16 protein-coding genes are annotated in these 12,328 nt (G+C 34.8%); 9 read left to right on the top strand and 7 right to left on the bottom strand.

The features are described 5' to 3' along the window. Nucleotides 1–91: 91 nt before the first annotated feature. The 4 genes from ACM55K_RS09465 to ACM55K_RS09480 are packed head-to-tail and all read right to left on the bottom strand — an operon-like array spanning nt 92 to nt 1,852. Entirely contained in the window at nt 92–736 is a 645-nt protein-coding gene (locus ACM55K_RS09465) for a Dph6-related ATP pyrophosphatase (RefSeq protein ID WP_416849996.1), read from the bottom strand. Then, entirely contained in the window at nt 733–1,248 is a 516-nt protein-coding gene (gene cobU, locus ACM55K_RS09470) for a bifunctional adenosylcobinamide kinase/adenosylcobinamide-phosphate guanylyltransferase (protein WP_416849997.1), read from the bottom strand. Before cobU ends, ACM55K_RS09465 begins: the two co-directional genes overlap by 4 nt. Nucleotides 1,249–1,307: 59 nt before the next feature. Continuing rightward, complete coding sequence (locus ACM55K_RS09475; RefSeq protein WP_416850273.1) at nt 1,308–1,673, bottom strand: four helix bundle protein; 366 nt, start codon at nt 1,671–1,673, stop codon at nt 1,308–1,310. Nucleotides 1,674–1,696: 23 nt separating this feature from the next. Beyond that, on the bottom strand, nt 1,697–1,852 hold the full coding sequence (locus ACM55K_RS09480) for a DUF5522 domain-containing protein (RefSeq protein WP_416850274.1): 156 nt from the start codon (nt 1,850–1,852) through the stop codon (nt 1,697–1,699). Here ACM55K_RS09480 and ACM55K_RS09485 point away from each other — a divergent pair. From ACM55K_RS09485 to ACM55K_RS09505, 5 genes are all read left to right on the top strand, one after another. Next, a complete protein-coding gene (locus ACM55K_RS09485; protein WP_416850280.1) occupies nt 1,809–2,069 on the top strand; it encodes a hypothetical protein in 261 nt (86 codons plus the stop codon). The two genes, ACM55K_RS09480 and ACM55K_RS09485, sit on opposite strands and share 44 nt — an antisense overlap. 90 nt (nt 2,070–2,159) lie before the next feature. Next, nucleotides 2,160–3,302, top strand: coding sequence for an ABC transporter substrate-binding protein (locus tag ACM55K_RS09490; RefSeq protein WP_416849998.1), 1,143 nt, complete (start codon nt 2,160–2,162; stop codon nt 3,300–3,302). A gap of 1 nt (nt 3,303) precedes the next feature. Then, complete coding sequence (locus ACM55K_RS09495; RefSeq protein WP_416849999.1) at nt 3,304–4,335, top strand: iron chelate uptake ABC transporter family permease subunit; 1,032 nt, start codon at nt 3,304–3,306, stop codon at nt 4,333–4,335. Further along, nucleotides 4,335–5,117, top strand: a complete 783-nt coding sequence (locus ACM55K_RS09500; RefSeq protein WP_416850000.1) for an ABC transporter ATP-binding protein — start codon at nt 4,335–4,337, stop codon at nt 5,115–5,117. The genes ACM55K_RS09495 and ACM55K_RS09500 overlap by 1 nt, the downstream gene beginning before the upstream one ends. Nucleotides 5,118–5,421: 304 nt before the next feature. After that, nucleotides 5,422–6,333: a hypothetical protein gene (locus tag ACM55K_RS09505; protein WP_416850001.1), complete on the top strand. Its 912-nt coding sequence runs from the start codon at nt 5,422–5,424 to the stop codon at nt 6,331–6,333. Between the two features lie 65 nt (nt 6,334–6,398). On the opposite strand, the gene ACM55K_RS09510 is transcribed toward ACM55K_RS09505, so the two are convergent. From ACM55K_RS09510 to ACM55K_RS09520, 3 genes are all read right to left on the bottom strand, one after another. Continuing rightward, complete coding sequence (locus tag ACM55K_RS09510) at nt 6,399–8,009, bottom strand: class I SAM-dependent methyltransferase (RefSeq protein ID WP_416850002.1); 1,611 nt, start codon at nt 8,007–8,009, stop codon at nt 6,399–6,401. Between the two features lie 99 nt (nt 8,010–8,108). Next, nucleotides 8,109–8,564, bottom strand: a complete 456-nt coding sequence (locus ACM55K_RS09515; protein WP_416850003.1) for a tRNA (cytidine(34)-2'-O)-methyltransferase — start codon at nt 8,562–8,564, stop codon at nt 8,109–8,111. 26 nt (nt 8,565–8,590) lie between these two features. Further along, a complete protein-coding gene (locus ACM55K_RS09520) occupies nt 8,591–9,166 on the bottom strand; it encodes a pseudouridine synthase (protein WP_416850004.1) in 576 nt (191 codons plus the stop codon). Between the two features lie 171 nt (nt 9,167–9,337). On the opposite strand from ACM55K_RS09520, the gene ACM55K_RS09525 reads away from it, so the two are divergent. From ACM55K_RS09525 to ACM55K_RS09540, 4 genes are all read left to right on the top strand, one after another. After that, the gene (locus ACM55K_RS09525; RefSeq protein ID WP_416850005.1) at nt 9,338–9,703 is read left to right on the top strand and encodes a hypothetical protein; all 366 of its coding nucleotides are present in this window, start codon (nt 9,338–9,340) and stop codon (nt 9,701–9,703) included. A gap of 235 nt (nt 9,704–9,938) precedes the next feature. Continuing rightward, complete coding sequence (locus ACM55K_RS09530) at nt 9,939–11,309, top strand: DNA recombination protein RmuC (protein WP_416850006.1); 1,371 nt, start codon at nt 9,939–9,941, stop codon at nt 11,307–11,309. A gap of 5 nt (nt 11,310–11,314) precedes the next feature. After that, complete coding sequence (locus ACM55K_RS09535; protein ID WP_416850007.1) at nt 11,315–11,680, top strand: 6-phosphogluconate dehydrogenase; 366 nt, start codon at nt 11,315–11,317, stop codon at nt 11,678–11,680. Between the two features lie 5 nt (nt 11,681–11,685). Beyond that, the gene (locus ACM55K_RS09540; protein WP_416850008.1) at nt 11,686–12,234 is read left to right on the top strand and encodes an acyl-CoA thioesterase; all 549 of its coding nucleotides are present in this window, start codon (nt 11,686–11,688) and stop codon (nt 12,232–12,234) included. The last annotated feature ends 94 nt before the right edge of the window (nt 12,235–12,328 follow it).

The following is a 12,328-nucleotide window of genomic DNA, read 5'->3' on the forward strand; positions in this document are numbered from 1 at the left end:
ATTTAAAAGGTCAATGGCAAAAATCAATTTGAAAAACATTGCTTTGATTTTTGATATTGATATTGCCATTGTTTTTTTTGTTATTGAAAAGTTATTCATTCCAAACGATGAAACAATAATTCTCATAGGTAATTCTAGTGAATTCAGGCAGTTCAATCGCTCTAGAAAACAAGGGACAATTAATTACCAAAGTATGAAATTCCCCGTTTTCACCACAAGGATCTATTCCTTTTTCATGTAATTCTTGTGCTAATTCTTTGGTCAAAATTTTACCCAAATAATGTTCTCCCATCATTGTATTGCAAGAAACAATCATCGTTACAATTCCGTTTTCAAGCATTTGGTTTACCAAAACGATTCGGTCTTGTTGCCACAAAGGTAAAATTGCTTTTAGCGATGCTTCGGCACATACTTTGTCTTCCCAATCTTTATGCGGTTGCAAATCAATATCACCAAAAACGGCTGCTTCCAAATCATATTTGGCTTTTAGCATTTTCAAAACTGCAATAAACTTAGCTTCATAATCACCCCAAGTTGCGGGAATTCCTTCCAGAGGCAATCCCATTTTTTGGGCTTGCTGATTCAATATAGACAATGGCAATCCATGAGAACGGGATACTTTGCCGTTTTCATTCATCATATTGAGTAACACTTTTGAAATAAATCCTTGCTGAATTGCTTGCATCATTGCATAACAACTGTCTTTTCCGCCACTCCAAGAAGTCACAAAATTCATTTCTTTTCTTTTATTGTTACAGGAATTCCAGAAACCATAAGCACTACTTTATCGGAATTTTTAGCTATATATTGATTCATCCAACCTTGAAGTTCAGTGAATTTTCTACCAATATGAGTTTCGGCATGAACGCCCATCCCTATTTCATTGGTTACAATAATAATAGTCGCATTTTCTTGATTGGCAATAGCATCAAATTCGGCTTTAGCTTGTTCTAAACACAAGGAAACATCATTTTTAGTATCCACAAAAAAGTTCGTTAACCAAAGAGTAACACAATCGACAATAGCTACTTTTTCCGAAAAATCAATTTCGCTCAAGTGTTTTTCTTTTTCGATATTAATCCATCGTTCGTCCCGATCTTTTTGATGACGATCGATTCTCTTTTGGAAATCATCATCCCATTTTCGCGCTGTGGCCACATACATTGGTTTATCCGACAATCCTTTTGCTAAATTTTCGGCATAACTACTTTTACCGGAGCGTTCGCCGCCAGTGATTAAATATATCATTCTAATTGTAAATTATTAATTGTAAATTGTAATAACATCTTTTATGCTAATTGAATAACTTATTTCTTGGTATCAACTTTTGCTTTAGTCGTTTTAATAATACTTGTTATAAGTTTTAATATTGATATTGCATCGTTATTTATATTTTCATATTCTTTCTCATTTAAATAATCCGTAGCTTTTAATAATTCTAACCAATAAACAACCTCATTAGCTTCTTTTTGTGCAATCGCAAACTTGTGAATAAAATCTTGCTTACTCTCTGCATGTTCTGCTTCGCGAATCATTGCTCCAATACTTGTCCCAGATCTTAATAACTGTTTTGAAAGCACAAACTCTTTTTTATCACAACATAGATATTGATATAATCTAACTATTCGTACAGCAAAATCAAAACTCTTGGTTTTTACTATATTATCTTTCATCATTGATAATTTACAATTTATAATTATTTATACGGACAATGTCGACATCCATTGGCACAACAATGACCTCTTTTTAGATGAAACCAAGCCTTGAAAACATAATTCCCTTTTTCTAAATAATAGTCGATTCCTTCTATGAGATTTGTCGTTTGGGGTAAATATTTGGCCTTATTATCCATTGCCGTTTCAGAAGATAGTGTCGCAACATATTCCTCAATTTTAGCGGAGCAAGCAGTTGTAAAACAATTGGAACACAAGCAATCCACCACTTCGGAGGGAGTAAAAATGGGCGGAAAATTGTTGCACCAGCATTTACTTCCTTCAGGTGTGTCCCCACAATTAAAAGGAGTTCCGCAAGTAGAACAGTTTTTGACTTTAATGCTATTCATTTCGTAAAGATACTATTTGTTGAATTTTTTACTGCTAAAAATAAACAAGAAATTTTATAAATTTGGTATACCTTTGTCGCTATCGAAAAATTAAATCATGAAATTCACCTTTAAATTAATCCTTTTTGTTTTCTCTTTTTCAATTTTCGTTGGATGTAAAAAAAGCGAAAACGGAAACGTAAAAGAACCCACAAATTCAAAAAATGCAATCGAATATGCCTCGGGACTTTCTATTACCACCTACGAAGGATATTCAATAGTGACGGTTTCAAATCCTTGGCCTGAAGCCAATAAAAATTTCACTTATATATTAAAAGAAAAAAACGGCAGCATTCCTGATAGCCTACAAAAATACACCACAATTTCAGTTCCTTTAGAATCAATCGTCGTTACCTCAACGACCAATATTCCTTTTTTGGAAATGCTGGGAGTTGAAAAATCACTGGTGGGTTTCCCCCATACCGATTATGTTTCTTCTGAAAAAACCAGAAAACTAATTGACGCAGGCGCTGTTAAAAATATAGGACAAAATGAAAAATTAAACATGGAGCAGCTCATTGAATTGGCGCCTAACTTAATTGTAACTTTTGGAGTTGACAATAATAATCCAATGATTGATAATTTACAAAAAAGTGGTCTTAATGTACTCATTCAAGCGGACTGGATGGAACAAACACCGCTAGGCAAAGCAGAATGGATTAAGCTTTACGGTGCTTTATTTGGAAAAGAAAAAGAAGCCAAAACGCTTTTTGATGCAATCGTTAAAAATTACAATGACGCGATACAATTGGTTGCAAACAAAAAACCAACAGCAACCGTTTTGTACGGAGCGATGTATCAAGAGCAATGGTACGTAGCAAGAGGAAATAGCTGGGTAGCCCAATTTATGAAAGATGCCAAAGCAAATTATTTGTGGGCAAATGTTGCAGGAACAGGAAGTCTTAGTTTACCTTTTGAAAAGATATTAGAGAAAGCAAAAACAGCGCAATATTGGATAGCAACAGGTTCTTTTAAAAGTAGTACTGAATTCGAAAATAGTAATCCGCATTACAGTCAGTTTGACGCTTCAAAATCTAAAAATGTGTATACTTTTGAAAGTAAATTAGGTGCAACTGGAGGAACCATTTATTATGAATTAGCACCAAGCAGACCGGATTTAGTCTTGAAAGATTACATTAAAATCTTCCATCCGGAACTGCTTCCAAATTATACTTTTACTTTTGCACAAAAACTAAATTAAATTGGCGAATCAAAAACGAAATACGATTCTATTTTTCTTGCTTACTTTGGGGCTAGTTCTATTGTTTTTTGTAAACATTAGTTTTGGTTCAATCACGATTCCTTTTAAAGAAATTTATACTAGTTTAACTGGTGGCCAAGCGAGTAAATCCACTTGGGAATATATCATCATCAATTATCGTTTACCCAAAGCCATTACAGCAATTCTTGTTGGAATGGGGTTATCCATAAGTGGTTTGCTGATGCAAACTTTATTTCGGAATCCATTGGCAGGACCTTATGTTTTAGGACTGAGTTCTGGTGCCAGTTTAGGTGTCGCTTTTGTAATATTAGGAGCGAGCTTACCCCCCCCTTTTTTAAGTACAATTTTGCTATCCTCTTATGGAGTGGTTTTAGCCTCAACTATTGGAAGTTCTGTTGTATTACTCGCCGTTTTGATGGTTTCCCAAAGGCTACGCGATACAATGGCCATCTTAATTGTGGGATTGATGTTTGGCAGTTTTACCAGCGCAATAGTTGGTGTTCTTACGTATTTTAGTTCGGCTGAACAATTACAAAAATTCACGTTTTGGTCCATGGGAAACTTAGGCAACTTGTCTTGGTCTTCTATATTAATTCTAACAATTTGTGTAGCGATTGGATTATTATTAAGTCTATTTAGCATAAAACCACTTAATGCACTATTATTGGGTGAAAATTATGCGCGCAGTTTAGGTTTGAATTTCAAAAAAACGCGATTGATTATTATTTTTGCAACAAGCATTTTAGCAGGAAGCATCACGGCTTATGCAGGTCCAATTGCCTTTGTAGGACTGGCAGTTCCGCACATAGCAAAATTAGTATTTCAAACCAGTAACCATTCGGTTTTGTACTGGAGTACGTTACTTTTAGGCGCTTCGATTATGCTTGTTTGTGATGTAATTTCAGAATTGCCCGGACTAGAGATTACTTTGCCAATCAATGCTGTAACTTCTATAATTGGAGCTCCAGTTGTGATTTGGTTATTGGTTAGAAAACGAAAAATGATTGCCTAATGGAAAACAAAATCATCTTACAAGCGTCTCAAATCAGCATTGGTTATTCTCATAAAAAAGAGAAAATCGTAGTGGCTTCGGATATTTCTATTTCCTTAAAAAAAGGAAAACTGATTGCTTTAATTGGGGCAAATGGCATTGGAAAATCAACACTTTTAAAAACGATAACTGGAATCCAGAAACCGCTTTCCGGTGCTGTTTTCTTGAATGAAAAGAAAATCAATGATTATGAACCTTTGGACTTAGCGCAAAACCTAAGCATCGTTTTAACAGAAAAATTACCTCCAAGTAATTTAACCGTTTTTGAACTCATTGCTTTAGGAAGACAACCCTACACCAATTGGATGGGAACTTTATCTGATATTGATATTGTTAAAGTTAATGAAGCCATGGCATTGACGCAAATCAGTCATTTAGCCACAAAAAAACATTATGAGATTAGTGACGGGCAATTGCAAAAAGTATTGATTGCACGAGCTTTGGCACAGGATACTCCGTTAATAATTTTGGATGAACCTACTACCCATTTGGATTTATTGCACAAAGTAGCCTTATTCAAACTTTTGAAAAAGCTTACTCATGAAACTGGAAAATGCATTTTATTTTCTACTCATGACATTGATATGGCGATACAATTGAGTGACGAAATGATCATTATGACTCCTGAAACAGTGCTTCAAGATGAGCCTTGTAATTTTATTTCAAAAGGAAGTTTTAATACCTTATTCAAAGACGAGCATATTGTTTTTGACGCTGAAAAAGGAAAATTCATGATTGTTTAGTTACTAAGCCATTTTACTCCAAAATCAATTCATTTTATACCATTAAAGAGGTACTATTTTAAAGCAGGAATTCTTCTTTATAATAGCTGCTATCTAAAAACTATCCTTTTTCCTATCTATAAATTTCACAATAGTTAGAAGACCATTCAAAACACAAATAACACAGAGGGTTTAATTAATTTTAAAATAAAATAAACTGAATATCAATCAGTTATAATATTTATTGTATTTTTGTTATTCCTATTATTTTCCCCAAAGCTTAACTTATCTACATCATTAAAAACAATCTTTTAAAATTTTAATTATGGAAAATTTGTTTACAATGCCAAAAAAAATTATCGTTTTGGGGTCATTATTTTTACTTTTTTCTTGTAGTCAGGATGAAATGATTTATACTGATTTAGAACAGAATGTATCCTCATCACTTACTGCGAAATGGAGTGCTGACAAACTTAATGTATTTAAAGGACCTAAAGTTGCGATTGGCAATGATAGTGCACGCTCCTGGATTAGTGTGAGAAAAGATACAGGATTGCCGTATGAAATTGGTATCGAAATGACTCCCGGAGCATTAACTGGACTTCCTGATGATACGCCAGGTGTAGAGGGCCCAACTATTGTTCTTCCATTGCATATTAAAGCAAAGCAATTAACCCCTTTTAAACACATAGGACTTAATTGGCAAAACCACGGCCATGGTGGAGGACCTACAAATACTGAATTCAATTCTCCACATTTCGATTTTCATTTCTATACAATTTCTAATGAAGAGCGCTTAGCGATTCCTGATTGGTGTTCGTGTCCTGCTGATGCCGCATTTAACATCTATCCACCCACTACAATGACTACTACTAATCCCCCAATTACTATTACTACTGGTAGTTATATGCCTTTGGGTTATGTTACTCCACCTGGTCAGGGTGCCGTATATGGACAAATGGGAAAACATTGGCTACCAATACCATTTAACTATTTACCTTTCAGTAAAGTTATGGTTTACGGCACTTATAATGGGAAAATTGTTTTTGTAGAGCCAATGGTTACACTGGAATACTTATCAGCAAATCCAGCTTTTAGCGCCCTTTATTCGCAACCGGAATTATTTGAAAAAGCTGGAAATTATCCAACGAAATATAATATCTATCGTGATGCTAAGACTGGAAATACTAAAATAACTTTAAGTGATTTTTTCCCCAGAGTAGCTACACCAAATTAATTATAAATGAGGAAGTGGATGCTTCCTCATTTTATTTCTTTTTAATTATTCAGTACAAAATCGTACTAACCATTTCCTTTCAATAAATTTATACTCACTGTTGCAATGGGAGAATCAGGAAATCTCCTAAAGAAATTAGCATCTGGATACAATCCCGCTTCAGCAGCGATTTTGTGCAAAACAGGAATTTCGACGATATATTGATCTGAAAAACCGTGCGTAGCATCATAAGCCGTAGCAGCCGTTTTTCCTAAATTTGCAGCAGTCAAATTTGGAGCAATGGTATGCAATTCAATCATTAACAACCCAAATTTCCGAACGTAAGGAGACCATTTATTCAAATGTTCCAATAGATTATCTTCGACTAAACTATTACTGATTCGCTCTCCCCTATGCGCAAATGCTCCTGTTGAATGACTTACTCTGTCTTTGGTAACATGTTTTGGCATTTCCCAAATTCGGTTATGATCCAAGAAGGTTCTCACATTCAGTAAATCTTTTAAATCAATGTTATAATTTTCCAATAAATCATTGGCTAACAAATCGGGTTGCCCAATATCTCCCCAAATTACTTTGGCCCAAATATCGGCTTTGATTAAATTGGCTCGGGTTACTTTCAACGCCGCCTGATTGTAATCGGCACCAACCAGAAATAAAGGATAATCATCCAGCATTTTTCCGCGAAGCGTTTGTCTCTCTATTACAGTATAAATATGTTCGATAAATGCTCCATTACCACAACCCATATCGAGAATTCCTTTCGGCTGATCTTCTATTGGTAAATTGAATAATTTAATGATAATCTCATCTACGACTTTAAAATAAGTGTCGTGTGCACCTCCGCTTCCCCAAACATTCATTTCTCGGTCAACATGAATTTCATCCTCTCCTTCGGCCACCGTTCGGAGTATATTTGGATTACCAAAAAGCAAATCCTCCATTTTACTAAAAGTAGGTAAATAAGAAACCGTCACTCCATAAGCAGAAGCCCTTTTGGCAAAAAACAACCCCTTTTCCGTAAACTGATAATTGCCTTTTTTTTGGGTAAACCAACCTAAATCTGCAAAGAAATCTAATATAATTTTGAAATTTTCGGGGGATTTATGAAATTCTTCGGGACGGAAAGAAATCTCCATAAAATATTTATGGAACATGCCGCTCATACCAAGTCTTACTAATATTGGTCCAACCAAACAACCTTCAATATGTGTTAGAATCTGATGTTGAATTTCATTGGTCAACGTATCATTCGAAAATGAAATTCCATAATTAGTTGCATACAAATCGAAAATTAAACCCAATCGAGCGAATGGAATATCATCTAATAATCGCGTGCGAAATTGCATCGTGAAATGCAATAAATCAAGAACATCTTCATACAGATAGAACATTGGAAAAGCAATCGCACTTTTATTGTTTATGCTAAATTTGATATGGTCTGTGGTAGTATTGATATGATAATCCAAGAATCCTTGCGAACACAAAACACGCAAACCCACATTGAGATAGCCTTCATTTGCTTTAAAGTGTTCCGTAAGTTCCGCAAGTGTGACTTCTTTTTTGTCAAGAATATAGGATAGCACTCCTTTTTCAAACAAAACATACGCAACCGGAGCGGTAACCAAACCATCTAAATGTTTGAAAATGGTACTTCTAAGGATAACTTTATCAATCATAAAAGTAAGTTTTAAAGGAGAAAAAACACAATTAGATCCAGAATGACCTAATCAAATATATAAAATTCCAACCACAAAAACCGTCTTACTTTTTACAATTTACAGTTTATTACTTATTTGTCTCTTTGCTTCACCAATGACAAACGCAACAGAATTTGCAATATTAAAACTTCTAATTAACGGTGACATAGGAATTGTCAGATGATTGGGAAATTCGTTTAAAACAGCTTCGCTCAAACCCTTACTTTCTTTCCCAAAAACCAACCAATCTCCATCCTGAAAATCATTCTCCAAATACGATTTTTCGGCATGGGAACTCATTAGGAAAACTCGAGACAAATCAGGAATCTGTGCTTTCCATTCGGCTACATTTTGATATTCTGTAACATCAAGATGTACCCAATAATCTAAACCGGAACGTTTCAGGTTTTTATCATTAATGACAAATCCAAAAGGGTGAATTAAGTGCAAACGGCTTTCCGTACCTACGCACAATCGGCCAATATTTCCAGTATTATTTGGGATTTCAGGTTCTACTAAAACGATGTTTAACATTTCTTTTTGGTTAATCGGTTATTTGTTTATTCGGTTATTTGAAACTCTTCCACTTCCAAAACTTCTCCTGCCTGTAAATCATTGAGATGTACGTTTCCTATTCGAACACGTACCAAGCGTAAGGTAGGAAAACCAACAGCGGCAGTCATTTTTCGGACTTGGCGAAACTTTCCTTCATTCACCGTTATCGAAGCCCAGGAAGTTGGACCGTGACGTTCATCACGAATTTTTTTTCCTCTAGTTCCAAAAGCGGGAATTTCGTTTATCAAAAATGCTTTACACCGTTTCGTAATGTATTTCGTGCCATTGAATCCTATTTCAACCCCTTTTTGCAGTTGCTCAATGGCTTCCTGATGGATAATGCCATCGACTTGGACGTAATATTCCTTGTCGACTTTTTTACTTCGAATGATTTCGCTCATCATCCCGTCCGTGGTCAACAACAATAATCCCTCTGAATCTTCGTCAAGACGTCCTATTGCCATCGTTCCTTTGGGAAAATCATGCAATTCGCCCAGCAGTTTCTTTTTTCTTTTTAATTCGTAAATAAACTGACTCAGATACCCGTAAGGCTTGTGAATGATGAAATGAGAATGAGACATTTTAGTGTATTAGTTGTGCGTGCAAAGATAGTTTTGTTTTCGCTGGATTTAAAATAGTGTCGCCATACATTTATTGGTGTAAACCAAAAGCTATGTTAAATGATTGAATTCCTTCGTTTAAAAAGCGTAATCTTATAGAAGCTAACAGTATTAGCTTTAAAATCAAAGAGTATGGAAAGCAATGATTTAGGTTCAAAAAAAACAAATAATAAGCAAAATATAAACGAAGGATTTAGCGGTCAGAATCTAGCCCAAAATACGAATCCTGAAGTATCGCATTTGAAATCAGAAGTAGAAACTGATGCACATGGAAATCAAAAAATTGTTCAAAGAGCACGTAATATTGATGGAACTTTAGAACAAAATGAGGATAGCACTCCTATAAATTTAAGTTCTGATACCGCAAATGTTTCTGAAGAACAAGCTAAAAAAATGGTAGAAAATAAAGATCATAACTCGGACATCATTCCAAATCGTTATCCTAATGAGCATCCTGATAATAAGGAAGACAGGGGAAATATTAAACTGGATGAATAACAATTGATTTTGTTTAAAAAAAGCCAATACGAATCTAATTCCTATTGGCTTTTTTATTTTGCCAATTCCAATGTATACAGTTTAAAAAAAGAAAGGCTTACAGTACATGAGAACTGTTAAGCAGAAGCCATTTTTTCAAATTTTAAAACTGTAAAAACTTGATATAGTATTTTGATTTCCGGAAGAAAACCAGCAAACTTTTGTTTATTTTTACAAACTTACAAAAAGAAATTCTATGTCAAATATGCTTCCGTTCTTATTGCTTTTTATTATTGCCTTCGTTATTGGTATTTTCATTGGTAAACTCATTTTCTCTGCCCGGTTTCAGTCGGAAAAAATTAGTTTAGAAGAAAAATTAATTGCATTTTCCTCCCAATTCAATCAACTGAAAGAACAGATTATTGTTGACAAAACAACTTTTGAAAAACAATTAGAAAACGCCAATGCTGAAAAAGAAAGCATTCGAAGCGAAAAAGACAGTTTAGCCATCCAGCTTTCTAAGAAAGAAGTTGATTTCGAGAATCTTTGGGAACGCAACAAAGAACAAAAAGAAGAAGTCGAGAAACTGCAAGAAAAATTTACCAAGGAATTTGAGAATCTCGCCAACAAAATATTAGAAGAAAAGTCCAATAAATTTACTGAACAGAACAAAGAAAACATGAAGAATATCCTGACGCCTTTGCAGGATAAAATTCATTTGTTCGAAAAGAAAGTCGAAGACACCCACAAAGAAAGCATTGATTATCATGCGGCTTTGCGCCAACAGATTTTGGGCTTGCGGGAAATGAATATCCAAATGAGCAAGGAAACCCTCAACCTGACGAAAGCTTTGAAAGGCGACAGCAAGATGCAGGGAAATTGGGGCGAATTGGTTTTGGAACGCGTTCTTGAAAAATCAGGATTAGAGAAAGGCCGTGAATATGAAGTCCAACAAGCGTTCACTACTGAAGATGGCAATCGCGTTTTTCCTGACGTTGTCATTAATCTGCCTGACGGCAAAAAAATGATTGTCGATTCTAAAGTTTCTTTGACAGCTTATGAAAAATATATCAATGAGGAAGATGACGATGTGAAAATTGGATTTTTAAAAGAACACGTCAATTCCATCAAACGCCACGTAGAGCAATTAGGAAATAAAAACTACCACGATTTATATCAAATTGAAAGCCCTGATTTCGTGTTGTTGTTTATCCCTATTGAACCCGCTTTTGCCATGGCGTTGAATGAAGATACCAGTTTATACAATAAAGCATTCGAGAAAAACATTGTCATTGTTACGCCTGCCACTTTATTAGCTACTTTGCGAACTATTGACAGCATGTGGACCAACCAAAAGCAACAGGAAAACGCTTTGGAAATTGCGCGTCAAGCAGGTGCTTTGTATGATAAATTTGAAGGCTTTGTAGGTGATTTAATCAAAATTGGAAAGAAGATAGACGAAAGCAAAATTGAATATAGCGGCGCCATGAATAAACTGGTGGAAGGAAAAGGAAACTTAATCGTAAGTGTGGAGAAATTGAAAAAGATGGGAGCCAAAGCGAAAAAAGCACTTCCGGAAAGCATATTGAACAGAGCAGAAAAAGACGAAAATCAATTATTAAACTAAATAAAATGAAGCGAATTTTAGGGATTATTTTAGGAATCGGTACGCTAGTCTTGATTTGTTATTTTGCATTTCTCTATTACGTTCCTTATAGTGAAGGCATTCGTTCCGGTGAACTCATAAAATTGAGTCATAAAGGAATGGCGATAAAAACATGGGAAGGCGAATTAAGTCAGGGAATTTCCGGAGCTCAGATTTTTAGTTTTTCTGTCTTGGACAACGATAAAAAAGTGATTGAAGATTTGAAAGGGCTACAAGGAAATTATGTAAAATTAACTTATGTAGAACGATACAGAACATTTGCTTGGTGGGGAGAAACGAGATATTTTGTTACATCCGTACAAAAAGAAACTTCCCCTTTTAATCAAAAATAATTTTTATGAATACAACTTTTAAAACTGTCGCTTCGTCAAATATCAGTATTTCAGAATTAATGCTTCCGTCGCACACCAATTTTAGCGGAAAGATTCATGGTGGTTATATTTTATCTTTACTGGATCAAATTGCATTTGCTTGTGCTTCAAAATTTTCAGGCAATTATTGCGTTACAGCATCTGTTGATACCGTGAATTTCCTTAAACCAATTGAAGTAGGCGAACTGGTTACCATGAAAGCCTGTGTGAATTATGTTGGTAACAGTTCGATGATCATAGGCATTCGGGTTGAAGCAGAAAATATCCAAACAGGAAAAATAAAACATTGCAATTCCTCCTATTTTACTATGGTTGCGAAGGACAAAGAAGGCAAAAGCGTTCTTGTTCCTGGTTTAATCTTATCCAACCTTAATGAAGTACGCCGTTTTTGCAATTGCATCAAACAAATAGCCTTAAAAAAGGAAAAAGACCTACACGAAGAAGAGTTTGATTATAGTTCTGCGGAATCGCTGGCAAGCCTTAAAAAATACAATGTACAATTAGAGTTACACTAGATTATTTCAGCCTTATTTTTTAACTAAAATCAATCGATTTAAGATCTAAAAAACCAAAAATTAATGCAATTTCAGATTTATACAAACGGCTCAA

Origin of the sequence: Flavobacterium arabinosi, from assembly GCF_048158725.1 — a bacterium.
GTDB classification, from domain to species: Bacteria; Bacteroidota; Bacteroidia; order Flavobacteriales; family Flavobacteriaceae; genus Flavobacterium; species Flavobacterium arabinosi.